Below are 25,607 nucleotides of genomic sequence, written 5' to 3'. Positions count from 1 at the left end.
ATTGCCCTTAATCTTTGTTTTGCTAAAAAATAGGGAAGAGTATAGGAAAATTTTGATAAAGGATTATCTTTGTTATTAGCTAATATAATATGAAAAACTCGGATTCTGAAACAATCATTCAGCTATTACAATACTATCAATCTCTTGAAGATAATTTTAACCGTAAAAAGATAGAAGGAATTGAATTCAATTCTTTTAACCTTATCCATTCAGTTTTTGGTATTTCCGAAACAAAGCACACTAAGCTTTTAGCATTTTTTCTTGACCCTGAAGAATCTCATGGGCAAGGAAAGTTGTTTTTAAATAAATTTTTGGAAAAGATAGATGGGCTGCAACTTAATCATCCTATTGACCAATACAAATGGAGAGTTACTACGGAAGATCGAAATGCAGATATTGTGATTAAAGCAATCAGTATCATCGGTTCTGAAAAAATCAGTATTGTCATTGAAAATAAATCCAATGAGGCTGTAGATCAGCATAATCAGCTGTATAGATATTGGTATGAACATATCTATGGTTTTTTTGATCGTGATCTGGAGAAATCACAAGATCGGTCAAAATGCAGGATCATTTACCTTACAAGCGGTTATACAGATAAGTTTGTTTCTGAAATTTCGATCCTAAAACCTGACTTTATCAAGCTGGAGTATCCAATAATCAATAAAGAAAAAGGATTCATTACAAATTGGACTTATTTTGAGGATATAAAAAGTTGGCTTAGAGACTGCATCAACGCAGAATCCTTACATGAAAAGCACCGGTTGAAACTTTATATTGAGGATTATTTACAATTTTGGGATAACACCCGTTTTAAAAACGATTTTTTTATGGAAGGACTTAAAGAAGAGTTGAATAACAATGAAGAAAAATGGAATAGCTTTATAGAAATGTGCCAATATAAAGATGGCTTGATTAAAAATTGGAGTGATGACTTTGCCAAAAAGCTTAGTACATTGGCAGCTGATTCAGGCTGGTGTTTTTATAGAGCAAATAATGATGATCTAAGGTTTAATCTTAATAATGGCTGGAATGATATCGCGTTAGTCTATGAATGGGAAATTGGTTTGACAATATGGAAAGGTGCAGGTGGTAAAATTAAAAAACAGTACAAAGAAAGGTTTTGTGACCTTCTACAGCAGCATTTTAATTTTATAGATGGCACATTGGGGAGAAATGATAATTATATCATGGAGTATTCTCAAAATTCAGAAATGAAATTTGACACATACGAAGAATTTATCTGGAAAGCCAATAACGAAGAAGCAATATTAAAAAACATAAAAGAGGTTTTTGAAGCATTAAGAAATGATCAGGTAGAAAGCCTTTTTAAAGAGATAGATCATGATAACCCTGTTCGGTAATTGAATAGGGTATTATTTTAGTGATTTGTTTTTTAGAATTAATGAAAAGGGGTATTCAGGAAATCATTAAACGGCTTCATAAGCTTGAAAATCTTAGTGAGATTCTTTATCGCATTTTTATCTAAAATCTCTTCGTCTTTGAGCGGGTACACTACAATAAAGTTTTTAAGCTTTAGATATTCCGCCATAGGATCTTCCTTTTCAAAACCCTGAGGGACTTTCTTCAATTTATCATCCTGATCCAACTCAGGGAAATGTTTTTTAAAATCTTTATGATTTAAAATTTTAAGAAAATCATCACCATATAGAGAAATTTCTTTTCTTACTTCTTTCAATACAGAAGATTCAGGCATATAAATTCCACCAGCCAGAAAAGATTTGCCAGGTTCCATATGAAGATAATACCCGCCTTTTTGATTTCCTTTTCCCATTCCCAAAGATGCTCCGAAGTTGGTTTTATAAGGTGACTTGTCCTTTGAGAATCGAGTATCTCTGTAAATTCTGAATAATGATTTTTTACTGTCTATCTTGGCAAGCTCTTCATCAAATTCAGACATTTCCTTTATCAAACCATCTAAAAATTCAATGACATTGGACTGAGATTCCGTATATAGATTTTTATTTTCAGTAAACCAATCACGATTGTTATTTTTGCTTAGTTTCCTAAGAAAATCGAAGGTTTTGGAAGAAATGCTGGCTGACATATTTTGTTGGTGTTTGTTAATTTTATGAATTGCAATCCCAAATTTCATTATCCTGAAATTCGAAAACCTTACTGGGCAACGCTATCCAAATTTACATAAAACTATTCATATCTCAATGCCTCAATAGGATCCAGTTTTGATGCTTTTAGGGCAGGATAGTATCCGAAAAATACACCGGTTACGGCACAAACGATGAATGAAATGATAATAGATGATTCGGTAATGAAGGTTGGCCACGAAAGGAAGAAAGTGACCAGTTCCGAGGTGAGAACACCCAGGATGACGCCCAGAATTCCTCCGGTAATACTGATGAGTACAGCCTCAATCAAAAATTGGTACAAAATATCTTTTCCTCTGGCTCCAATTGACATTCTTAAACCTATTTCTTTAGTTCTTTCAGTGACAGAAACATACATGATATTCATAATCCCGATTCCTCCTACAATAAGTGAAATCCCTGCAATTGCCGAAAGCAGTACAGTCAGAAGCTGGCTGGTAGAACTCATGGTAGAGATCAGTTCCGCCTGGGTTCTTACACTGAAATCGTCGTTACTACCATCAGCCGGCAGCTTATGTTGTTTTCGTAAAATTTCTGAGACCTGATCAGTAGCTTGTTGTGAAGTGTTTGCATTCGTAGAGGAAGCGTAAACAGTCTGTACATAAGTAATTCCTAAAAATCTTCTTTGAACCGTATTAAAAGGGGCAATAATGACATCATCCTGATCCTGCCCGAATGCATTGGATCCTTTTGGAGAAAGAACTCCAATGATTTTCATAGGGACTTTATTGAATCTTATAACACTTCCTATTGGATCTTCTCCGTTGGGGAACAGATTCGTATAAACAGTTTGTCCTATGAGGCAGACTTTATTGGAAGAAGTAACGTCTTTTCTGGTAAAAAGGTTGCCATTGGCTACATTCCAGTCCCTGATCTGAAAATATTCCTCATTGACACCCTGCAATTGAGTAGGCCAGTTATTAGGTCCATTGATGGATTGTCCATTGGTTTGTACAGCCGGAGAAACATAAGAAACATCCGGGGCTCCTTTGGAAATGGCTTCAGCATCCTGCGGCTTTAAGGTTTGTAGTCCGGAAGCTCCTATTCTTGCTCCTCCGGAAACATTCACATTACTGGTAGGCCGAATGGTAATCATATTGGAACCCATTGAAGAAAGCTGGTCGCTGATGCTTTTTTTAGAACCTTCACCAATGGCAGTCATGGCAATTACCGACGCAACACCAATAATGATCCCGAGCATCGTTAAAAATGCACGAAGCTTATTTCTTAAAAGCGCTTTCCAGGCGATTCTAAAGAGATTTGATAGGTTCATTGCAGTAGATTTTTAATGAAAATTATTGATAGTCATCATTGACAGGTAGATTATCAAGGGCTTCTCTGGCTGACTTTATATTATCGTTTTTAATGTCTTTAATTACTTTTCCGTCTCTTAATGTTACAGTTCTGCTGCTAAAAGTGGCAATATCTGGCTCATGGGTTACAAAAACGATGGTTCGTCCCTGTTTATGAAGATCTTGCATGAGTGCCATGATCTCGTACGATGTTCTGGTATCAAGATTTCCGGTAGCTTCATCCGCCAGAATCATAACAGGTTCATTCACTAGGGCACGGGCAATAGCCACTCTTTGCTGCTGTCCGCCGGACATCTGATTAGGAAGATGATCGACTCTGCTTTCTAATTTTACAGCCGTTAAAGCATCTAAGGATCTTTTATGCCTTTCTTCTGTTGAAATTTTAGCGTTATAAAGAAGAGGAAGTTCCACATTTTCCCTTGCCGTAGTTCTGGGAAGAAGATTGTATGCCTGAAATACAAAACCTATTTTTTGATTTCTCAAAACAGCCAGTTCGTCACGGTCAAGATTTTTAACATTGACTCCATCAAGAATATAGTCGCCACTGGAAGGCTTATCCAGGCAGCCCAGAATATTCAGTAAAGTAGATTTTCCTGAACCGCTGCTTCCCATAATGGTTACGAACTCACCTCTCTCTACCGAAAAAGTAACCCCTTTCAGGGCATGAACAATCTCTTCACCCATCCTGAATTCCCTTTTCAGATCCATAATATCAAGAATTTTTTCTGTCATGACTTGTCGTTTTTAGATTTGCCGGATATTGGAACTCCTATTATCTAGGCCCGCTGCCACCTCCTCCTTTATTGTTTCCGCCACCTCTTCTCTGAGGCATGAACGGACTTTTTGCCTGTCCGCCTGAAGATTTTTTAGATAACAATTTGTAGCCTGTAATGATATTGTCATTCTTATCTAAACCTGAAATCACTTGTATTTCGGTATCGCTATCCATTCCGGTTTTAATCTTTTTACGGGACAGAGTACTGTCTTTAGCAAGGACCCATACTCCGGCTTCACTTTTTTTGTCTGCACCTTTTATCCCTTGCTTTTTCCTTTGTCCTTTTTCGTGGGATTTGGCAAATGAGGAGCTGATTTTGTATTTTTGAATAACCAGGCTATCTGGTCTGAAGCTGGTTGCAGCAGCAGGTATTTTCATCACGTTCTCTAAAACCTGTGTGTAAATGGTAATGTTTGCCGTCATTCCTGGTTTTAATTTCAAGCCAGAGTTGTCTGCATTAATGATGGTCGTATAATTGACAACATTCGATGAAACGGTAGGATGGAGCCGGACTTCAGAAACTTCTCCATTGAATATTTCATCAGGAAAAGCATCTACGGTAAAAGTGGCTTTCTGTCCGACCTTTACATTTCCAATGTCAGCTTCATCTACGGAGGCGCGAACTCTCATTTTCGTCAAATCCTTAGCAATACTGAATAGAGTAGGAGTACTGAAGCTGGATGCTACAGTTTGTCCTTCACTCACATTTCTGTTAAGAACTGTGCCATCTATCGGAGAATAAATATTGGTAAGCGACAGGTTTTTGTTGGCAGTGGAAAGTTGAGCGGTTACGGTACCTACTTGTGCTTTGGCCATATTGTATTGATTGGTGGCATTATCATAGTCTGCTTTACTGATAGCTCCCACCTTATAGAGTTGTGACTGTCGGTTGATATTAATTTCGTTATAAGCAAGGTTGCTTTTTGCATTTTGTAGATTAGATTGGTACTGTTCAGATTGAAATTTGAGAAGATCCGGATCTAAAGTCGCTAAAAGCTGTCCCTTTTTTACCGTAGAATTAAAATCTACATAAATATTTTTGATGATTCCTGATACCTGAGTACCTACTGCAACGGTATCTACCGGTTGAATGGTTCCAGTAGCGGTGATGGAGTTTGAAATTTCTCCCATTTCAGGTTTTACCGTTTCCAGTTGGATTTTTATTTCTTTTTCTCTGATGAAGAAAAACCAGGCTGCACCTATAACAATGATGCCGCCTACAACCCAATACAACCATTTTTTATTCTTTGTTTTCATAGTTTATTTTAGATTTATAGGGTTACCTGCATAAAATTCGTAAATCTGTTTATTGAGAACTGCAGTATATTTAGCCTGCAGATAATTTTGAATAGATTGAATGTAAAGCAATCGCTGCTGTTGAAGCTGTACATAATCAATACTGCCTATTTTCATTTGGGCATTTACAATGTCGTAACTCTGTTTGCTGATATTCATTTGTTTGGAAGCAGAATCATATTGCGATACCGCATTTTGCAGATTGATATAAGATTGTTCGATCTGTTGATTGAGAACTGTTTTGGTGTTTTGAAGATCAAGATTAGCCTGTTCTATGGCAATTTTTGATTTTTCAATCTGGGTTTTGTAGATCCTGTTGTTGTAGAGCGGAATTCCAAGGCTTAATCCGATAGGCATATAGAAGTTGTTACCTAATTGATTGAAATAGGATCCGCTCCCATTAGAATAATTGGTTGAAATATTTCCTACCACACTCAGGGTGGGCTGAATAGAAGCCTGGGCCATCTTAAGACTGGTATTGGAGTTTTCCACATTCAATTCTCCATATTTTACTTCAGGACGTTGATTTTGAGCGAGACTTTGAACGTCTTGCAAAGGTTTTAGCTGGTTATCTACAATAATACTGTCTGGTTTTACGATCTGGAAATCATAATTGGTAGGCAATTGTAGAATTTGCTTTAGATTAACAATATTTGTCCGTAAATTATTCTGAGCTGAGGTTAAATTATATTGATCCTGTGCAACCTGTGACTGAATCTGAAGATAATTGAGTTTGGAAAGACTCCCTGCCTTATAAAGCTGATCTCCTTGTTTTAACTGGGTTTGGGTGGTTTTTAAAACGTTTTCCAGAGAAATGAGATTTTCCTCGTTCATTAAAATATTCAGATAGGCTTGAGTGATGTTTAAGGTGATATTATTTTCAGATTCCTGTACAGATAAATCGGCCATCTGAACCAGTAGATTTTTTTGAAGATTCATTATTTTTAATATAATTGGCATGGTAAAGGGTCATAGAAGAATTGGCGCCCATACTTTGGGTTTGTGCTCCGGTGAGATGAAGCCCGTCATTCCCGTTAAGAGAAAAAAGACCTTGTGAAATTGTTCCGTTGAGGTTAGGATATTTTGCTTCTTTAGCCTGAAGCAGATCCTGCTGAGCTGAATTTTTTGAAAGCCTTAATGAATTGATGGAAATATTGTTCTCCTTTGCATATTCAATACAATTATCCAGAGTCCAGCGAGTAGGGTAATTGGGTGTTTGAGCAAATATTTCAAGCGTTATCAATGAGAATATCAAAAAGAAAAATTTGCGTTTCATCGTTTTGTTTTTGAAAATTCATAAATAATCCAGAAAAAATCAATCCAATTTAATAAAAAAAACTAATGTTTAACAAATTTTTAACCTGGAGCTTATTTTATTACGTTTAATTTTTAAAATATTAAAAATATATTAAAAGATTATGAATTTAAGTTTGTATATTTAAAACTTTATTCAAAAACAAGTCAAATATTTATTGTATCTTTGCAAAAATTTTAAAATAGTTAATGAATTTATTTACGGAAACCAATTTAAGTCCTGATATCCTTAAGGCAATTGGCGAACTGGGTTACGAAAGCCCAACAGAAATCCAAAAACAGACTATCCCTTTCATTCTTTCAGATATTCGCGATTTGATCGCACTTGCGCAGACAGGGACAGGCAAAACAGCAGCGTTTTCGCTTCCGATTTTGGATATGATTGACGATACGAGTCGCAAAATCCAATTATTGGTGCTTTGTCCGACACGGGAATTATGTCTTCAGATTTCTAAAGACATAAAGAATTATTCTAAATACATGGACATCAAAACTACTGCAGTTTACGGTGGAAGTAGTATTGTAGATCAGATGAGATCTTTAAAGGATAAGCCACAGATTATTGTGGGAACTCCAGGTAGGGTCATTGACCTTATCAACAGAAAGGCTTTAGACTTTTCTGCGATTCATTGGTTAGTATTAGACGAAGCTGATGAAATGCTTTCTATGGGATTCAAGGATGAATTGGAAACCATTCTAAGCGAAACTCCGGAGACGAAACAAACTTTCTTATTCTCGGCTACGATGAATAAAGAAGTGGAAAGAATTTCCAAAAACTATCTTACAAAACCACACCGTATTTCAGTAGGTTCTATCAACGAAGTGAAGAAGAACATTACACACGAATACTATGTGGTAGGATACCGTCAGAAAAAAGAAGCATTAAAGAGATTAATTGATGCTAACCCGAACCAGTATTCCATTATTTTCTGTAGAACAAGAATGGAAACTCAGGAGGTTGCAGATTTCTTAATGCAGAACGGTTATGCAGCTGATGCCCTTCACGGAGACCTTTCTCAAGCGCAGAGAGATACGGTAATGAAGAAATTCAGATTGAAAAATATCGATATCCTTGTAGCCACAGACGTTGCAGCAAGAGGATTAGATGTAAACTCTCTTACTCACGTTATTCACTTCTCTTTACCTGATGATCCTGAAGTATTCGTTCACAGAAGTGGAAGAACAGGTAGAGCAGGAAAAGACGGTATTTCTATGGCTTTAATCAAGCCTGAGGAAAGCAGAAAGCTGAAGCAAATCAAATCTTCTACTAAAATTGAGATTAACGAAAAGTTTATTCCTACAGGAGAAGATATTATCAAAGCTCAGGTTGGAGGTGTTTTTGAAAAATTATTTACAGAACACGAAGATCTTTTTGAATTTGATGACAGCTTAATCCCGGATCTAAGCAACTTCACGAAAGAAGAATTAGTACACCAGTTGTTACAGTTCCAATTGAAGGACCTTGCTTTATATTACAAAGATAAACACGATCTTGTTGAGCAGAAGTTAAGCAGCAGAGATGATGATTACTCAAGAAGAGACCGTGGGCGTGATAGAGATAGAGACAGAGGTCGCGACAGAGATAGAGGAGAGCGAAGAGACAGAGATCGTGGTGGAAAACCAAGAAGAAAAGATGAAAACATGGTAAGATTCTTCTTCAATCTTGGTAAAAAAGACCATTTAAAGAAACTTGATGTTTTAGATATTATCAACAAAGCTACTGCTGGTGGAAAAACCAAGAAAAGAGCTGAAATCGGAGATATTGAGATTCTTGAGAAATTCTCTTTCTTCGAAGTTGAAAAAACATTCAAAGATAATGTTTTAAGCAACATTCAATCGATGAAATTTAAAGGAAAAGATATGAGAGCTGAAGTAGCGAACTAATCTCTTTTTATACCATACAAAACCGGCAGTAATGTCGGTTTTTTTATTTGGTAATCAGCAGGTAAGCGAATGTTAACAAAACTTAATGTTATATAGTTTCAGGTACAATCCTTTTTTAAGAAATTTGCACTCGAATTATAAATACTAAAAAATGGGAATTGGTAATATTTTCCACGCTTTTCAACCAAAAGATAAAATCTTCTTTGTACTTTTTGAAAAGGTAACTGAAAACCTAGTTGCAATGTCTGAAGAATTCAACGCTGGAATCAAGGATTTCGATCTTAATGACGATTCAATGTTGAAAAAAATGAGTGATTACGAACATAAGAATGACGAACTTACTCACGAAATCTTCGTAGAACTAGGGAAAAAATTTCATCACTCCTTTTGATCGTGAAGATATTCACACGTTGGCAACAGGATTAGATGATATCGCTGATTATATCTACGCTTCTACAAAATATATTTTCTTATACAAGTCTCCTGAGATGAAAGCTTATTCGGATTTCTCTCTATTGATTCACAAAGCATGTCTTGAAATTCAGAATGCAATGAAGAATCTTAAAGGGTTTAAGAATATGGAGCAGGTGAAAGAAGCTTGTATTAAAGTAAACTCTATTGAGAACATTGCAGATGATTTGCTTTCTAACTCAATGGTAGATTTATTTGAAACGAATGATGCTATTAACATTATTAAAGTTTCATCGGTATTGAACTATCTTGAAATCGTAACAGATAAAGCAGAAGATGTTGCCAATACAATTGAGAACATCATGATTAAATACGCCTAAAAGATAACAATACATAGCAAAAAATGGAATTTCCGATTTTACTTGTAGTTATTATTGCGTTGGCGTTAATCTTTGATTATATCAATGGTTTCCATGATGCGGCCAACTCGATTGCAACTATCGTATCTACAAAAGTTTTAACTCCATTCCAGGCTGTACTTTGGGCAGCACTTTGGAACTTTGCAGCTTTCTTTATTGCTGCTTATATCATTGGAGAATTCAAAATTGGTAATACAATTGCCAAAACAGTTAACGAGAATTTTATCACACTTGAAGTTATATTTTCCGGTTTGATGGCAGCTATTGCCTGGAATCTTCTGACTTGGTGGTTTGGAATTCCTTCCTCCTCATCACATACCTTAATCGGAGGATTCTTGGGAGCAGCTTTGATGCATGCTTTTATGATGGATTACCACGATGTAGCTGCAGCACAGCCAGGACTTGGATTCTGGGATACTGCGAAAGAAGCTCTTAACCAGGTTACCCATCAAAGTGTTGTTAAGTTTGATAAAGTAATTCCTATTTTCCTGTTCATTTTCATGGCACCGATCATAGGGATGATTATCTCGATCATTATTACGTTAATTATCGTTCACCTTTATAAAAGATCAAACCCACACAAAGCAGACCAATCTTTTAAAAGACTACAGCTTGCTTCTTCGGCTTTATTCAGCTTAGGACACGGTTTGAATGATGCTCAGAAAGTAATGGGGATCATTGGAGCAGCTTTAATTTATTATCATGTCGAAATGCTTCATGATCCAATCTATTTAAACATTCCTGCTGCTGGACGTTTTGATTATTTTGCACAGCATTATATCTGGGTTCCGCTAGTATCCTTTATTGCGATTGCATTAGGAACTATGAGTGGTGGTTGGAAGATCATCAAAACAATGGGAACAAAGATTACTAAAGTAACTTCATTAGAAGGAGTAAGTGCAGAAACTGCAGGAGCTATTACTTTATTTATCACAGATCACTTTGGTATTCCTGTATCTACAACACACACGATCACAGGTTCTATCATCGGGGTTGGATTAACGAAAAGAATTTCAGCAGTAAGATGGGGTATTACAGTAAGCTTACTTTGGGCTTGGGTATTAACCATTCCAATCTCAGCCTTAGTGGCTGGTATTACTTACCTTGTTGTAACTTTCTTGTCTTAAGACAAAAAATCACAATTATCATATAAACTTTGTCCGTTTGGGCAAAGTTTTTTGTTTTTGAAAGTTGATTTAAAAGAAATTTCGGGCATAGGCCTCAATTAGATTAAATTATGAAAATATTTGTTTTTTTATGCTTTTTAATGTTGCTATCTGCATGTGGAGAACCTGATTGCAATAATGTAAAACAAGCTTTCTATCCTGATGAATATAATTTGATTGTTGGAGCATCAAGTATAGATAACACATGGATTAAAATTACAGGCTATGATCCCATAACAAATAAAAAATCTAATATTATGGTTCATAATAATTGGATCGACGATTACAACGAAGTTGAAACGGGAGATACGATAATGAAGAGAGCAGGAAACTTGGAACTTGCCATTCATAAAAAAGATACTATTATCAGACATGATTGGTATTGTATAGGAAAGCCTTATAAGTAAGTTGAATGCTTATTTAAGCAATATTATCAATTGAAGTAAAAGAAATGCTCTCAGTTAAGTATGCTAGTTTCTTTTATGACAAAAAACTTTGTCCATTTGCACAAAGTTTTTTGTTTTATAAAGCCTCGAAAAATCGTATTTTTGTTCAAATTATAAGATTTTATGGAATTTTTAGACAGATACCAGCAGATTGTTGGGGACGCCATCAATAAGTACACTTTTAAAGATAAACCTACGGAGCTGTATGAGCCGATGAACTATATCATTTCCCACGGTGGAAAACGTCTTCGTCCCATTATGGTGCTGATGGCTTGTGATCTGTTCGGAGGAGACCTGAAGCAGGCAATAAAACCAGCTTTAGCCATCGAGTTTTTCCATAATTTTACCCTGATCCATGATGATATTATGGATGAGGCGCCTTTAAGAAGAAATAAGCCTACAATCCACACTTTGCACGGGATCAATGTGGGAATTCTTTCAGGAGACGGATTAATGCTTAAAGCTTATAAATTCTTTGAAGATCTTGAACCTGAAATTTTCAAGGCTTGTATCAGAATCTTTACTCATACAGGGCTTCTTTTATGTGAAGGACAACAATACGATATCAACTTCGAAACTCAGGAAAATGTAACTTTTGATGATTATATCAGAATGATTACTTATAAAACCGGAGTATTGAGTGCTTCTTCTTTTGAGATCGGAGCTTTAATTGCGAAAGCTGATTTTAAAGACGCAAAAGCGATTTTCAACTTCGGAAAACACATCGGAATAGCATTCCAGATTATGGATGATTATCTGGATGTATTCGGAGATCAGGCGCAGTTTGGTAAAAAGCATGCCGGAGATATCTATGAGAATAAGAAGACCGTTCTTTATCTGTTAGCAAGAGAACATGCTACAGATGAGGAAAGAAAAGAACTGGATTACTGGTATTCTAAAAAAACAGACAATATCGATAAAATCTACGGTGTTGAAAAGATCTTCAGAAGAACAAAAGTGGATGAGAAAGCATTACGTCTGATTGAAAAACACAACGAAATCGGACAAAGCTACCTTCAGAAAATTGATATTCCTGAAGAGAAGAAAAAGCCATTTATTGAGCTTGCCAATTATTTATTAAGAAGAGAAAGCTAAATAAGATTGCAGATGATAGGGAGTAGGTAGCAGAATTACCTGCTGCCTATTACCTGTCAGCTAAAATCAACACAATGAAGTTCAGAACAGAAGTTGATATCCCAAAATCAGAGAAAAAAATAGAAATTGAAGACCGAATATTTTCAATTGGTTCCTGTTTTGCCTCTGAAATGACCGAATTGCTGAAAGATGGCCAACTTCAAACCCTTAATAATCCTTTTGGAACGATTTTTAATCCCTTTTCTATCAATAATGCGGTAAAAAGGCTTCATGATTCAGAGTTTTATATTGAAGATGAACTGATTATCTATAATGAAGAATACATTTCATTGGATCATCACACCAGTTTTGATACCAGGTATATTCACCAGACTCTGGATAAGATTAATGGTAAGATAGAAGTAGGAAATGCCTTTCTTCAGGAAGCAGACTGGATTATTATTACTTACGGATCCTCTTTTATCTACGAGTTTCTTCCAAAACAAAAATTAGTTGCTAACTGCCATAAAATTCCACAAAAGTTCTTTGAGAAGAGATTGTTATCCCATCAGGAACTTACAGGTTCCATTTACAATACCATTCTTGAGCTTAAGGACATTTGCAAAGAGGGCGTTCAGATTTTATTTTCCGTTTCTCCGGTAAGGCATACCAAAGATGGAATGGTGGAGAACCAGTTGAGCAAATCCAAACTAATTACAGCGATTCATGAATCTATTTCTCTATTTGAAGACTGTCATTATCTGCCGGTGTATGAAATTTTAATGGATGACCTCCGGGATTATCGTTTCTATAAAGAAGATATGATTCATCCGAGTACTCAAGCTGTTAATTATATATTTGATAAGTTTGGAGACTCTTATTTTTCAGAGGAAACCAAAGAATTTATCAAAGAAAATTTTAAGATCATGAGAGCATTGGAACATAAAACCAATGATGTGAAAGATCCTAAATTTATAGATTTCAGAGAAAAACTGGATCAGAGAATAGAAAACCAACGGAAAAAAGTAAAACATACTATATTCAAATGATTGATTTTACAAAGATTGATTATTTGAAAACAGGAAATGACAAACAAAGAAGAGTATATGCACTTCTTGCAAGGCATCGTATTTTTGAAAAATTAAAAGAGTATTCACCCATTTTATCAGGAACCATTCCTATTGAAATTGATATTGAAGGAAGTGATCTGGATCTTATTTTTGAGGTAGACTTAAAATTTGAGGAAGATTTTCTGGATGATTTAATGTTGAGTCGGTTTATTCCTTATGATCTAGAAGTGAAATACCCCATTGTAAATGGTGAAAAATGCATTACATTAAATTTTATGTTGGATGGGCTTCCCGTTGAGATTTTCGGACAGAATAAACCTACGATTCAGCAGAATGCCTACCTTCATATGATTGCTGAATATAAAATATTACAGGAAAAAGGAGAAGAATTTAAACAGAAAATAATAGAACTTAAAAAACAAGGAATCAAAACAGAACCAGCTTTCGGAATATTACTGGGTCTTGAAAATCCTTATGAAGATCTATTAAAATTGTAAATAAAATGATTGATACACATACCCATTTATACGCAGAAGAATTTGATGAAGACAGAAAAGAGGCTATTCAAAGAGCTTTAGATAAAGGAATCTCAGAATTTTATCTTCCGGCTATTGATTCCGAATCCCATGAGAAGATGCTGCAGCTGGAAACTGAATATCCCGGACAGATTTTTTCTATGATGGGACTTCATCCTTGCTATGTAAAACCGGAATCCTGGGAAAAAGAATTAGAGATTGTTAAGAATTATCTTGACCAAAGACATTTTCCTGCGATAGGGGAGATTGGAATCGATTTATACTGGGATAAAACAACTCTGGATATTCAGGTAAAAGCTTTTGAACAGCAGATTGATTGGGCCATAGAAAAAGACCTGGCGATTGTGATCCATACCAGAGAAAGTTTTGATGAAACGTTTGAAGTGTTGGAAAGAAAAAAACATCCTAAATTAAGAGGAATCTTCCATTGCTTTTCCGGAAATTTAGAACAGGCACAACATGCGATTGACCTTAATTTCATTTTAGGAATCGGTGGAGTAGTGACTTTTAAAAACGGGAAAATAGATCAGTTTTTAAATGAAGTACCTTTAGATAAAATCGTATTAGAGACAGATTCACCTTATCTGGCACCTGTTCCACACAGAGGAAAAAGGAATGAAAGTTCATATCTTGATCTGGTAGCTGGGAAATTGGTAGATATTTATGGTAAAGACTTCTCTGAAATAGATAGAAGTACTACTGAAAATGCGAAAAAAATGTTCGTCAACAGTTAAAAATATAACAAAGAAAATCCCTCTCAACATAATGAGAGGGAATTTTTTATTTTTTTCTGGTGAAATTCTTATTCTTAGGCTTTTTAAATCCAGTAGAAGGTGTTTCAGAAGTGTTGGGCTTCTTTTTATTTCTATTATTATTGGTAGGTCTGGAGTTACTATTAGGTCGTTGTGATTTCTCTCTACCAGCTGCCATCGGCTTATTATTAGAATCTCTTTTCTGTGCTACAAGATCATCCGTATGGAATGGGTGGTTCTTGATAACAGGAATTTTCTTTCCGATCAGCTTTTCTGTATTTTTCAGATTGAGAAGATCCAGCCCGTCTACAAAAGAAATAGAATTTCCTTCTGCTCCGGCTCTACCTGTTCTACCAATTCTGTGTACATACGTTTCAGAAACATCAGAGAGTTCAAAATTGATAACGAATTTCAGTTCATCAATATCAATTCCTCTTGCAGCAATATCAGTAGCTACCAGAACTCTCGTTTTCCCAGATTTAAAATTATTAAGGGCATTCTGTCTTGCATTTTGAGATTTGTTCCCGTGAATAGCTTCTGCAGAGATATTGTCTTTTTGAAGCTTTCTGGCAATTTTATCAGCGCCATGCTTTGTTCTGGAAAATACCAGTGCAGAATCTGAAATATCATTTTGAAGAATATGAGATAAAAGATTCAGTTTGTTGTCCTTTTCAACAAAGTAAACAGATTGCTGAATAGTATCTGCAGTAGAAGATACAGGGGTAACTTCTACCTTTACAGGATTGTTCAGGATAGAGTTAGCCAATTTTTGGATTTCTCCCGGCATTGTTGCAGAGAAGAACAGGGTCTGTCTTTTTTGCGGTAAAAGCTTGATGATTCTTTTTACATCGTGCACAAATCCCATATCAAGCATTCTGTCTGCTTCATCAAGAACAAATATTTCAAGATTTTTTAAGCTGATAATCCCTTGTGCAATGAAGTCAAGAAGTCTTCCCGGAGTAGCGACCAAAATATCAACCCCTTTTTTTAACGCTGCTTCCTGATTACCCTGTTTTACCCCTCCAAAGATAACAAGCTCTTTTAAGGGAAGATATTTACCGTAAGCATGAATGTTTTCCTCAATCTGAATTGCCAGCTCTCTGGTTGGCGTAAGAATTAAGGCTTTAATATTTTTATTAGGTATTTTATTTTTAGATAGATTCTGTAGAATAGGAATAGCAAAAGCGGCAGTTTTTCCTGTTCCTGTCTGTGCACAGCCTAAAAAGTCTTTGCCTTGTAAAATTTCAGGAATAGATCTTTCCTGAATGGGGGTTGGAGTTGTATATCCTTGTTCCTTGATTGCTTTAGCAATAGGTTCTATTAAGTTTAAGTCTGTAAAATTCAAATGAATTATTTTAAAATTTAAATAAAAATTCCTTCTGTTTGAAAGAATTACATTTTGCAAAGGTACTCTAAATATTTTTAAGAATTTTATCAAGGAGCTTCAAGGTATCATTCTACCTTTTTCCATTCTTGATTGAGTCTTAGATTGAATAAGATTTTATAAAGATTTTTAAGCCCATAGGTTCCTACCAACCCATAATCCTGAATCTTCTTTATTTTTCCAGTATTGTAGACAATTGTAAGGGTAGAGGATGGATTATCAGTTGCGGAGATTGAATAGCTGTCATTGAGGTTTGGAAAATCAATATAATTCAATAGCTCTTCAATAGCAGCAAAGTCAGAAGGTTTTATCTGACTTTTAAAAATCCCTTCATTTTTACCTTTATTTAAATTTCCGATTGCATTAGCAGCTGCTTCTGGATCATTATCATCTATGAAGTTAAAAGCAAGTGCTGTGAATGTAGAAATCTTATTTTTATTGAGCTCTAATTTAAACATGGGGCAGGTTCCGTAGCATGGTCCTGCTTCATAAGAAATCTGTTTAATGGAATACTTTTTCGGCTGGGGATTGTATTCTATGAAATCATCAAATTTATAGGTTAGAATTTTAGATAACATTTTTTCGGGTGTATTAGAAAACATACTGTTATCTTCATAATAGATGTTAATATAGTCCATTCCACCAATTTTGATGACTTTTGGAATGGTAAAATCACGATGACGTCGCATTACATCTTGAAGTACATATCCCGATGCTAGGTCGAAGATTACCTTCACACTGGTATTACATGAGGTCTCTTTTTCTGAGTCCATGGAAGTTTGTATACAGCTTTTATTATCACCTATAAAAAGGAGATCGGTTCTGCCATCATGATTGAAATCCCCTTTGTAAAAACTTTTGTTGACCCCTAAGATTTTTGCTTTTTTCTTAATTTTTTGAGAAATAATTTCATTATCAAAATCTTTAATTGTTTTCAATGTAAATTCAGAGAGAAAATCATCTTTGCTTTTGGAACAGGATCTTATAAAAGACTCAACCTCGGAAATGGTTCCGAGGCTGTCTATTTTTGAAGTATTACTTTGTGAGAAGTAATAGTGATGAATTATAAAAAATAAAACTGTAATTATTTTCTTATCCATGCAGTTGTTTCCAAATAGCATCTTTTAGTTCTACAAGACCTTCTCCGGTAACTCCGGAAAAGAATAGAGGCTGTTTGTTCTCTGGGAATTCGGCTGAAATTTCTTTTTTCAGTTCATCATCCAAAAGATCGGATTTTGAAACGGAAACAATGAAATCTTTATCTAAAAGCTCAGGATTATATTCCTTCAATTCATTTTCCAGAATTTTAAACTCCTGGAAGTGATCTTCAGAATCCGCAGGAATTAAAAACAACAGGATAGAGTTTCTTTCAATATGCCTCAGGAATCTGTGTCCTAATCCTTTTCCTTCCGCTGCTCCTTCTATAATTCCTGGAATATCAGCCATTACGAATGATTTGTAATTTCTGTAATCCACGATTCCAAGGTTAGGAGTCAGGGTTGTAAAGGCGTAGTTAGCAATCTTAGGTTTTGCTGCAGAAACAGAAGCCAGAAGTGTAGATTTTCCGGCATTCGGAAATCCAACCAATCCTACATCGGCTAAAATTTTAAGTTCGAAGACTATATAGCCTTCCTGACCGTCCATTCCGGGTTGAGCATATCTTGGGGTTTGATTGGTAGAAGATTTGAAGAATTCGTTTCCTCTTCCTCCTTTTCCTCCTTCCATCAAGATGATTTCCTGCTTGTCTTCAAGGATTTCACCGATAATTTCTCCTTCTTCATTTTTAGCGATCGTTCCGATGGGAACATCAATATAAATATCAGAACCGTCAGCACCGGTAAGCTGGTTTTTTGCTCCGTTTTCACCACGTTCTGCTTTAATGTGACGGGTGTATCGAAGCGGAAGTAAAGTCCATTCCTGAGCATTTCCTCTCATAATGACGTGTCCACCACGACCTCCGTCACCTCCATCAGGGCCACCTTTAGGAATATATTTTTCACGGCGAAGGTGGGCAGAACCTGCACCTCCGTGTCCGCTTTTACAATGGATCTTTACGTAATCTACAAAGTTAGACATATAGTATTTGTTACGAGTTGCGAGCTACGGGACGAAAATACGTATCCCGTATCCCGAATCTCGATTATTTAATTTTCTCTACTTCAGCGAAAAGTTTTTGAGCAATCTCATCAATTTCTCCTACACCGTTTACTTCAACATATTTTCCTTGTTGTTTGTAAAGCTCTGCTACTTCTGCTGTTTTAGTATAATATTCTTTAATTCTGTTTTCGATGATCTCTACATTGCTGTCGTCTGATCTACCGCTGGTTTCTCCTCTTTTCAGAAGTCTTTCCACCAAAATTTTATCCTCTACAATTAATGAAAGACAGATGTCAATCTCATCATTAAGTTCTTCTTTAACGATTTTTTCCAAAGCTTCTGTCTGAGCAGTAGTTCTTGGATATCCGTCAAAGATAAAACCGTTAGTATCGGTAGGTTTTCTGATCTCATCAATCAGCATATCTGTTGTTACCTGATCCGGAACCAATTCTCCTTTATCGATGTAAGACTTAGCCAGTTTTCCAAGTTCAGTGTCATTTTTCATGTTGTATCTGAAAAGATCACCCGTTGAAACCTGTTTTAAGTTGAATTTTTCGATTAGATTCTGAGCTTGTGTTCCTTTTCCACTTCCTGGAGGGCCGAACAGAACGATGTTTATCATAATGTTGTTTCGCTTCCGGCAATTGGCGGTTCGCTTCTTGCTTTTAGCTTTATTTAGTTAATATTTTACTTTATTTCGATTCAATATTTAAAGCTAAAAGCCAGTAGCTAATAGCTATAGGCATTTAATGATTGATTTGTCCTTCTTCTAGTTGGTACAAATTAGGTAGGTTTCTTCCTAATTCATCATAGTCCAATCCATAACCAAGAACAAATTTATTTGGAATTTCTTTCCCAATATAGTCCAGTTTGAAATCCTTCTTGTAAATCTCAGGTTTCAGTAAGAAACTTGCCAGCTTTACAGATTTAGGACGTTGTGTTTCCTGGAAATATTTGAAAAGACTTTCAACCGTATTTCCTGTATCAACGATATCTTCTACAAGAATGATGTGACGGTCTTTTACATCTTTTGTAAGCTCCATTTTCTGATAAACAATCCCTGTAGATTCAGTTCCTACATAAGAACTCATTTGTAGGAAAGCGATTTCGCATTCCCCAGGATAATATTTTAAAAGATCGGAGAAGAACATGATAACTCCATTCAAAACACCAATGAAAACAGGAACTTCATCTTTGTAATCTTCATAAATTCTTAATGCGGTCTCTTTTACAATTTCCTGAATTTCGGCATCCTTTAAATAAGGAACGAAAGTTTTGTCGTGAACTTTAATACTTTCCATAAAAAATTTTAGTAGTTGGCAAAGTTACGGATTTTAGATTTTTCATTAAAATGTTTTTGTGTTTAATCGTAGATTTGTACTATATTTGATCTTTCAAAACCCATAAATACAGACATGTAGGATATAATTTCTTTCAGATTCAATGAAGCGGTAACTAACGAGTTGCTGGTGTTTAACCTTTATTAAGAAAGAAATCATGATTTTACTGCAAAATATATCCTTTGGGTTTACGGGAGGAAATCTCCTTTTTAATCATATCAATTTAACAATACCATCTCATACCAAATCAGCTTTGGTAGGAAGCAACGGCATGGGAAAATCTACCCTGCTGAAGATCATAGCGAATGTAATACAACCTTTAGAGGGAACTATAAATGTTCAGGGCGAAATTTTCTATGTTCCCCAAATGTTCGGGAACTTTAATCATCTAACCATTGCAGAATGTCTGAATATAGATCAGAAGCTTTTAGCCCTTGAAAAAATTACGAGTGGGGAAGTGGATGAACGGTATTTTGAAACTCTGAATGACGATTGGGATATTGAAGAACGCTGCCAGAACGCATTACAATACTGGAATCTTCAGGATTTTGATTTAAACCAAAAACTAGAAGGCTTAAGTGGCGGGCAGAAGACCAAAGTTTTCCTTGCCGGAATTCAGATCAATCAGCCTGATATCATTATTTTGGATGAACCTACTAATCACCTTGACTTAGAGGGACGAAAACTGCTATATGATCTTATTGAAAAAGTAAATGCTACTGTTTTGATGGTGAGCCACGACAGAACATTACTGAATCTTGCAGATACAATTTTTGAATTAAGCAATCAGGGAATTGCTGCCTATGGCGGGAATTATGATTTCTACTCAGAACAGAAAGAAGTGGAAGAGGAGGCTTTACAAAATGATATTCACGCCAAAGAGCGGGCTCTGAAAAAAGCTAAAGAAAAAGAACGTGAAACCATAGAACGCAAACAGAAGCTTGATGCCCGCGGAAAGCAGAAACAGGAAAAATCAGGAGTAGCCAGAATCATGATGAATACACTTCGGAACAATGCGGAGAAAAATACTTCAAAACTGAAGAGTGTACACACTGAAAAGATTACGGGTATTTCAGGAGACTTGAGGGAATTGCGTTCTTCCGTAAGAAATTCCGATCAGATGAAAGTGAATTTCAATGATTCCGGTTTGCATACCGGGAAAATTTTGATCACAGCTGAAGGTATTAATTTTAGCTATGGAGAAGAAAAGCTCTGGAAAGATAATCTCGATCTTGAAATAAGAAGTGGAGAGAGAATTTCCATTAAAGGAGGCAACGGTTCAGGGAAAACAACCCTTATTAAACTTCTGTTGGGAAACATCCAGCCTTCTGTTGGAAATATTAACCATGCGGAATTCAATAGTATTTATATAGACCAGGAATATTCATTAATTGATGATGAACTGACTTTGTATGATTTTGTACAAACATTCAATGATAGTGCTTTACAGGAATCCGAAGTGAAGACATTACTTTCACGATTTTTGTTCAGTAAGGATACATGGAATAAAAAATGCGGAGTTTTAAGTGGTGGAGAGCGTTTAAGGTTACTTCTGTGCGGACTTTCTATCAGCAATAAAGCTCCGGATATGATCATCCTGGATGAGCCTACCAATAATCTGGATTTGCAGAATGTTGAAATTCTTACCAATTCTATTAAAGATTATAAAGGAACGCTGTTGGTGATCTCACATGATGAAATATTCCTTAAAGAAATAGGGATTGGGAGAGAAGTAATGTTGGAATGATTTATTTCTCGCAGATTTCGCGGATTTATATTTGGAAATTCAATAGGGAGCGGGCTTTACAATAAAAGATTTAAAAATCAAAGGGTTTTAGCCCAAACCTAAAAAATAAACTCCTGGAGATTGCTTCCAGGAGTTTTAAGTTTATAATTTTCAATAATTATTTCTTTGTTTTCTTAATGGCATCCAGATAGATTTTCTTGATACTGTTCTTTTCTTCTTTCTCACTGATGTTCTCAAGTGTTGGAAGAAGAGTAGTATTGTGTGAAGTTTTCAGTTTCAGGATTTCTCCTAACGCAAACGCAGCACTCCAACGAACAACGGTTCCTTCATGTTCTGTGTTTGCGATCAGATTAGTGATGGCCAGATCAAGATTCTCAGGAAATAATTGTGCCGTATTGCCAATCACTTTGGCGCTTTCCCATTTTATTCTGGGAGCTTTCTCCGTAAGGGTATTGGTAACGAATGTGAATACCGTTTCATCTGCAAGGTTAGGATTTTGTTTGGTGGCATATTCCATAGCCTCTATACAGGTTCCTTTGATCGGGTCTTTTGCTTTTTCAGCAAAGGCAATCAGTTCGTCTGTGGGTAGGGACGTATCCATGATCCATTTGCTGATGATCTCTGTTTTTTCCTTTGCTTTAGTGGCTTTGTCTTTAAAAAGTTCTTCTATAGTCATGGTGATTGATTTTAATTTTTCCAGCGTTCTAATTTAGGAATTCCTTTTGAAAATAAACCGGCCAGAAAACCTGGAAAGCCCATATCTTTCATTTTGATTTTTACAAAACTCTGCATTTCTGTTGCTGTAATATTTTCTTGTTTAAACTGTCCTTTTTCGTAGCAATAACCACAATACATTGTACTGATAGAACCATCAGCATTGGTTCCGCCGCCATTAGGTGATTTTTTCAGAGGCATCCCGCAGCTCTGGCAATTTTTGTATACTTTATCCATATTGTATGATATTTTAGACAAAGGTAAATGGGGCAACTGTCAACCCTATGTCAGTCTGATTTTTTTATGCAAAAAGTTTGGAAGCTGGAGGTTGGAAGCGGGGAGTTATGGATGTCGGAAGTAGGAGTGTATAGTCTATCATTTTATTTTAAGAATATCCATTACAAAGATTTGCAGAAGTTATTCGTCTAGCAGAAACCTCCCGCCTCCAGCTTCTTACTTCCAGGCCTCATCACGTCAAAGAATTAATATATTCCTCAAGAGTAAAATGCACTTCTTTTTTAAATGGCTGAGCTGTATTCCTTAAATCCTGAATCTGTAAAACTTTAAAATCCCGATATTCATTTCTTTTCCAGCACCAGGCGATCAGATGCCATTGATTGGTATAAAAACTCATTCCGATAGGTTCAATTTCTCTTTCGCTGGCTTCGGTTGAATTGTTGAGATAGCATATTTTTAAAATTTGCTTATCTATAATAGCATTCTGGATAATAGTCAGATAATCTTTACTGCGGTCAGTCTCAGGCGAAACATAGATGCCAATCTTTTTCTGCAATTGATCTGCTTTTTCCTTTTCACTATATCGTAAGACCGATTTTATTTTGTCTATAGCATTGGAAACATTCTTGTGTATCGTTTTGTCTGTATAACGTTCCGACAGTTTGGAAATCATAATCAAAGCATTGGCTTCATCACTGGTAAGAAGAATCGGAGGAAGGAAGAAGCCTTGTAAAACGGTATAGCCTTTCTGAGGCTCATAATCAATAGGAACTCCAATTTCACCTAGCGCTTTAATATCCCTGTACACTGTTCTGATACTGATCTCATATTTATCAGCAATATAATCAGCCGTTACAAATTGTTTAGATTGCAAAGTAGTAAGCACGGAAATCAGTCGGTCAATTCTGTTCATTGTTTTTAAAACATGAGATTCAAAAATATAAAATTATTAGATATGTCATTGCGATGAAGTGGAGTGATCTAAAAAACTCTTCCGGATATTCTTTGTATAATTTGAAATCTGTGTAATCTCGAGAATTTTAGAATTAAAATAATTCCAAACTATTCAGGTTCTCGGATCTGTAATCTGATTCATATAGTCTCACGCAGATCTCACAGATTTCGCAGATGTTTCTGTATGATTGAATCCGCTTAATCCGCAAAATCTGTGTGAGTTTATTAAATTAAGAATATTTGAAGCTTATTGATTCATCCTGTTTCTTTCCTCTTCATTTCCGAAATTTCTATCCTTAGATTTTAGATCATTATTCCCAAATCTGTAACTTAATGAAAGTCTGAATCCTCGTGTATAATTATTGTTTCTGAAATTGGTTTCAATACCATTGGATTGATAAGAGATCAAAGGTCTTTGGCTGTTTAGAAGATCAGTTCCGGTAAGAGATACGGAGAATTTTTTATCAAGACACAGAATCTTTACTGTCACATCCAAAATATTCATCGTGGAAATATGGAAAATTTGATATCTGCCCGGAAGTTGTAACCCATAATTGACACTCAGAGAAAACGTTTTTTTCTTATTCAGAGTAAAGTCATTATTACTATACAGATAAGCATTGTAACCATCAATAGAGGCGGTGTACGGAACTTTAGATTTTACATTCTGATAATTAACATTGAATCCTGAAAAGCTGTTCCACCATTTTACAGCACTGAAATTATAAGAGGTGGAAAAACCAATCTGGTAAGTGTCTGCATAATTTACAGGAGTATTTCTGGTCACATTGGTATCCGGATTTAAAATAGATAATGCCTGCCCGAAATCTGAAACTTTGGAATAATATAATGAAGAAGTCCATTTTTGCCCCTTGATATAAGAAAACTCAATATTGTCAATAATAGAAGGCTTCAGATAAGGGTTGCCTTCGGAATAATAAAAAGGACTTGAACGGACAACAAATGGATTCAGGTAATCAAAATCCGGACGTCTGATTCTTCTGTTGTAATTCAATGAAAAAGAATGGTTGTTGTTCATCGTATAAGTAAGATAAGCTGTTGGAAACAGTTTGATATAATCATTTTTGTCAGTTTGGTTGCGGGTTTCTGAAAACCCGGTTGTTTGGGTAGCTTCAGCACGTAATCCAAGTTTAGCTTCCCAATGGTTATTAAATTTTCTGCTTAATGAAAAATATAAAGCCTCGTTATATTCTTTATAAATGAAGGTATTGGATTGATCGGTATTAAGGACTGGAACACCGGTTTCTTTATTGTAGGCTAAAAAATTATTATCGGTACGGGTAAAAGAAAAACGGCCACCAAAATTAAAGTCTGCCCAGGAAAGTTTGGTTTCCAGATCTGCTTTTCCTGAATAATTACGGATTTTGTTCATGTTTGAATTTAATGCTGAAAAATAAGTCCCGGGAAGCATTTGCATTTTGGAATCAAGTTCACTTCCGTAGAAATCTCTTGCATCATCCTTTTTATATTCAAAAAAATCAAAATCTGTAGTAAGTACAGTTTTAGCACTGTCCATTTTTATGGTGTTAAACCAATTTAAACTATTAATATTGGGTTTATTGGAAGATTGAGTGTCAGAAGAAATAAAAGAATCAGGCTGAGAGGTTTGATAATTCATTCTTGAAGTAAACGGAGAACTTGAACCCTCTTCTGTGCTGAAGCTTCCCAGATATTTTAATCCGGTTGTCCATTGATCTGTAACTTTGTAATCAGCTCCTAAACTGATTCCCAGATTTTTGTTTTTGCTAGCGCTCTGAGTATCCATAGCCCACAATTCATTTTGATAATAAGTATTGCTTTGGGAGCTTGATCGGGATTTTTGTTGTTCCATATACACAGAAGATTGTAGAGAAAGCTTTCCATGATTATAATTAAACATGCCCTGTACGCTGTTTCCGGCATAGAATCTTTGGGTATAATTGGTGCCTAAACTAGCATTCCACGAATTATTTTTAGCGGTTTTAAGTTTAATATTAATAATCCCGTTGTTTCCTTCCGCTTCATATTTTGCAGGAGGAGAAGTGATCACCTCAATGCTTTTAATATTATCTGAAGGAATCGTTTTCAGAAAAGCAGCTACCTCGCTTGCAGGCATCTTTTGAAGACGGTCATCAATCATAATCAATACTTCACCTTTTCCAACAATAGATACCGCTTCATTTTGTACCCTTACCATCGGGGCAGATTTTAAAGCATCCAAGGCATTTCCACCCGTTGAAGCAGTTGAATTTTCAACATTATAAATGAGACGGTCTACCTTTCTTTCAATAATTTTTTTCTGCTTTTTTATAACAACAGTTTCTAAAGAAGTTTCACTGTTGGTTTCTTTTTCCTGTGCATTCATTGTATTGATGAATAGAAGAAGTATCGCTGGAAGAAGTAAAGTTTTCATAATCTTTGTCTTTATTTTTTAGCAAAACTGCAGCTTTGAGTCTGCTGAAACCAATTTTATCGACGTTCCCTCGTATTTTGTCGACAAACCCGGTGTTGAACTTTTCCATAAAAACCTATTTTTACAAAAAAATAATAAC

General features: G+C 35.6%; 24 protein-coding genes and 1 pseudogene. 10 read left to right on the top strand and 15 right to left on the bottom strand.

The window, feature by feature from the left end; translation table 11 throughout:
• Positions 1–89: 89 nt before the first annotated feature.
• Positions 90–1,364 carry a PD-(D/E)XK nuclease family protein gene (locus H5J24_RS17275; RefSeq protein WP_068941579.1) on the top strand — a complete coding sequence of 425 codons (1,275 nt, stop codon included), beginning with the start codon at positions 90–92 and terminating at the stop codon, positions 1,362–1,364.
• Positions 1,365–1,402: 38 nt separating this feature from the next.
• Here H5J24_RS17275 and H5J24_RS17270 read toward each other — a convergent pair whose 3' ends face one another.
• From H5J24_RS17270 to H5J24_RS17245, 6 genes are all read right to left on the bottom strand, one after another.
• Entirely contained in the window at positions 1,403–2,068 is a 666-nt protein-coding gene (locus H5J24_RS17270; protein WP_068944998.1) for a DUF2461 domain-containing protein, read from the bottom strand.
• A 101-nt stretch (positions 2,069–2,169) separates the two neighbouring features.
• Positions 2,170–3,399, bottom strand: a complete 1,230-nt coding sequence (locus tag H5J24_RS17265) for an ABC transporter permease (protein WP_068941581.1) — start codon at positions 3,397–3,399, stop codon at positions 2,170–2,172.
• Between the two features lie 22 nt (positions 3,400–3,421).
• Positions 3,422–4,171: an ABC transporter ATP-binding protein gene (locus H5J24_RS17260; protein WP_068941583.1), complete on the bottom strand. Its 750-nt coding sequence runs from the start codon at positions 4,169–4,171 to the stop codon at positions 3,422–3,424.
• A gap of 40 nt (positions 4,172–4,211) precedes the next feature.
• Positions 4,212–5,471 carry an efflux RND transporter periplasmic adaptor subunit gene (locus tag H5J24_RS17255; protein ID WP_068941585.1) on the bottom strand — a complete coding sequence of 420 codons (1,260 nt, stop codon included), beginning with the start codon at positions 5,469–5,471 and terminating at the stop codon, positions 4,212–4,214.
• Positions 5,472–5,474: 3 nt separating this feature from the next.
• A complete protein-coding gene (locus H5J24_RS25690) occupies positions 5,475–6,419 on the bottom strand; it encodes a TolC family protein (protein WP_283250727.1) in 945 nt (314 codons plus the stop codon).
• The gene (locus tag H5J24_RS17245; RefSeq protein ID WP_283250726.1) at positions 6,391–6,786 is read right to left on the bottom strand and encodes a TolC family protein; all 396 of its coding nucleotides are present in this window, start codon (positions 6,784–6,786) and stop codon (positions 6,391–6,393) included. Before H5J24_RS17245 ends, H5J24_RS25690 begins: the two co-directional genes overlap by 29 nt.
• Positions 6,787–7,013: 227 nt before the next feature.
• Here H5J24_RS17245 and H5J24_RS17240 point away from each other — a divergent pair, with 227 nt between their 5' ends.
• The 8 genes and pseudogenes from H5J24_RS17240 to H5J24_RS17200 all read left to right on the top strand — a co-directional run bounded on the left by H5J24_RS17240 (position 7,014) and on the right by H5J24_RS17200 (position 14,564).
• On the top strand, positions 7,014–8,708 hold the full coding sequence (locus H5J24_RS17240) for a DEAD/DEAH box helicase (protein WP_068941589.1): 1,695 nt from the start codon (positions 7,014–7,016) through the stop codon (positions 8,706–8,708).
• 151 nt (positions 8,709–8,859) lie between these two features.
• Positions 8,860–9,499: pseudogene (locus tag H5J24_RS26000) on the top strand (DUF47 domain-containing protein).
• Positions 9,500–9,522: 23 nt separating this feature from the next.
• Complete coding sequence (locus H5J24_RS17225) at positions 9,523–10,665, top strand: inorganic phosphate transporter (RefSeq protein WP_068941591.1); 1,143 nt, start codon at positions 9,523–9,525, stop codon at positions 10,663–10,665.
• A gap of 110 nt (positions 10,666–10,775) precedes the next feature.
• Positions 10,776–11,111 (top strand): hypothetical protein, encoded by a 336-nt coding sequence (locus tag H5J24_RS17220; protein WP_068941593.1) that lies wholly within the window; start codon positions 10,776–10,778, stop codon positions 11,109–11,111.
• Positions 11,112–11,273: 162 nt separating this feature from the next.
• Positions 11,274–12,245 (top strand): polyprenyl synthetase family protein, encoded by a 972-nt coding sequence (locus H5J24_RS17215; RefSeq protein WP_068941595.1) that lies wholly within the window; start codon positions 11,274–11,276, stop codon positions 12,243–12,245.
• Positions 12,246–12,319: 74 nt separating this feature from the next.
• Positions 12,320–13,273, top strand: a complete 954-nt coding sequence (locus H5J24_RS17210) for a GSCFA domain-containing protein (protein ID WP_068941597.1) — start codon at positions 12,320–12,322, stop codon at positions 13,271–13,273.
• Positions 13,270–13,791: a DUF4269 domain-containing protein gene (locus H5J24_RS17205; protein WP_068941598.1), complete on the top strand. Its 522-nt coding sequence runs from the start codon at positions 13,270–13,272 to the stop codon at positions 13,789–13,791. Before H5J24_RS17210 ends, H5J24_RS17205 begins: the two co-directional genes overlap by 4 nt.
• Before the next feature lie 5 nt (positions 13,792–13,796).
• Positions 13,797–14,564, top strand: coding sequence for a TatD family hydrolase (locus H5J24_RS17200; protein WP_068941600.1), 768 nt, complete (start codon positions 13,797–13,799; stop codon positions 14,562–14,564).
• A 46-nt stretch (positions 14,565–14,610) separates the two neighbouring features.
• Here the strand turns inward: H5J24_RS17200 and H5J24_RS17195 are convergent, their stop codons facing one another.
• From H5J24_RS17195 to H5J24_RS17175, 5 genes are all read right to left on the bottom strand, one after another.
• Positions 14,611–15,927 carry a DEAD/DEAH box helicase gene (locus H5J24_RS17195; RefSeq protein ID WP_068941602.1) on the bottom strand — a complete coding sequence of 439 codons (1,317 nt, stop codon included), beginning with the start codon at positions 15,925–15,927 and terminating at the stop codon, positions 14,611–14,613.
• A gap of 107 nt (positions 15,928–16,034) precedes the next feature.
• Complete coding sequence (locus H5J24_RS17190; protein ID WP_068941605.1) at positions 16,035–17,066, bottom strand: DUF6438 domain-containing protein; 1,032 nt, start codon at positions 17,064–17,066, stop codon at positions 16,035–16,037.
• Entirely contained in the window at positions 17,059–18,042 is a 984-nt protein-coding gene (gene obgE, locus H5J24_RS17185; RefSeq protein ID WP_068941608.1) for a GTPase ObgE, read from the bottom strand. The genes H5J24_RS17190 and obgE overlap by 8 nt, the downstream gene beginning before the upstream one ends.
• A 64-nt stretch (positions 18,043–18,106) precedes the next feature.
• Positions 18,107–18,685: an adenylate kinase gene (locus tag H5J24_RS17180; RefSeq protein WP_068941610.1), complete on the bottom strand. Its 579-nt coding sequence runs from the start codon at positions 18,683–18,685 to the stop codon at positions 18,107–18,109.
• A 124-nt stretch (positions 18,686–18,809) separates the two neighbouring features.
• Positions 18,810–19,364, bottom strand: coding sequence for a phosphoribosyltransferase (locus H5J24_RS17175; protein ID WP_068941612.1), 555 nt, complete (start codon positions 19,362–19,364; stop codon positions 18,810–18,812).
• Between the two features lie 196 nt (positions 19,365–19,560).
• Here H5J24_RS17175 and H5J24_RS17170 point away from each other — a divergent pair, with 196 nt between their 5' ends.
• On the top strand, positions 19,561–21,150 hold the full coding sequence (locus tag H5J24_RS17170; protein WP_068941614.1) for an ABC-F family ATP-binding cassette domain-containing protein: 1,590 nt from the start codon (positions 19,561–19,563) through the stop codon (positions 21,148–21,150).
• 157 nt (positions 21,151–21,307) lie between these two features.
• On the opposite strand, the gene H5J24_RS17165 is transcribed toward H5J24_RS17170, so the two are convergent.
• From H5J24_RS17165 to H5J24_RS17150, 4 genes are all read right to left on the bottom strand, one after another.
• Positions 21,308–21,826 (bottom strand): HEAT repeat domain-containing protein, encoded by a 519-nt coding sequence (locus tag H5J24_RS17165; protein ID WP_068941616.1) that lies wholly within the window; start codon positions 21,824–21,826, stop codon positions 21,308–21,310.
• Positions 21,827–21,837: 11 nt separating this feature from the next.
• Positions 21,838–22,101, bottom strand: coding sequence for a zinc ribbon domain-containing protein (locus H5J24_RS17160; protein WP_068941618.1), 264 nt, complete (start codon positions 22,099–22,101; stop codon positions 21,838–21,840).
• Positions 22,102–22,333: 232 nt separating this feature from the next.
• Complete coding sequence (locus H5J24_RS17155; RefSeq protein ID WP_068941621.1) at positions 22,334–23,014, bottom strand: helix-turn-helix transcriptional regulator; 681 nt, start codon at positions 23,012–23,014, stop codon at positions 22,334–22,336.
• A gap of 288 nt (positions 23,015–23,302) precedes the next feature.
• Positions 23,303–25,468 carry a TonB-dependent receptor domain-containing protein gene (locus tag H5J24_RS17150; protein ID WP_082811083.1) on the bottom strand — a complete coding sequence of 722 codons (2,166 nt, stop codon included), beginning with the start codon at positions 25,466–25,468 and terminating at the stop codon, positions 23,303–23,305.
• Positions 25,469–25,607: the final 139 nt, after the last annotated feature.

The sequence above is a fragment of the Chryseobacterium capnotolerans genome (genome assembly GCF_021278965.1).
Lineage (GTDB): Bacteria > Bacteroidota > Bacteroidia > Flavobacteriales > Weeksellaceae > Chryseobacterium > Chryseobacterium capnotolerans.
This window is presented reverse-complemented; position numbering and strand designations above follow the sequence as displayed.